We start from the raw sequence: 311 nt of genomic DNA on the forward strand, positions 1-311 counted from the left end.
GAGAATTGAATGCTTTCTCAACTTTATCTGAATGATCACCTAAAGCAATAACTGTTGAGTCGTTCGTTAAAATATCGGTAATTGCAAAAACAAATAGGCCCAGGCCTTTTTCGTTGATAGTATTTGTCATTGCATTTTCAATTTCATTTCGACGTTCTAGTACTTCATTTGTATCTACAGTATTTACTTGGTCAATTTCAACTTTCTGACTGCCCATTGTAAATTCTTTCGCATCTAGTGAAATAAGTTCTTCAGCAGATTTTTGGCTTAAGTCTGCTCCTGCTTTAAGCATATCTAAACCATACTCTTCA

The 311-nt window shown here is 34.4% G+C and carries 1 protein-coding gene; it reads right to left on the reverse strand.

From position 1 onward, the window contains the following. On the reverse strand, positions 1 to 311 hold a 311-nt coding region (locus tag E3U55_RS17175; protein WP_323740431.1), incomplete at both ends, for a DHHA2 domain-containing protein.

The organism is Filobacillus milosensis (genome assembly GCF_004402015.1).
Taxonomy (GTDB): Bacteria; Bacillota; Bacilli; order Bacillales; family Alkalibacillaceae; genus Filobacillus; species Filobacillus milosensis.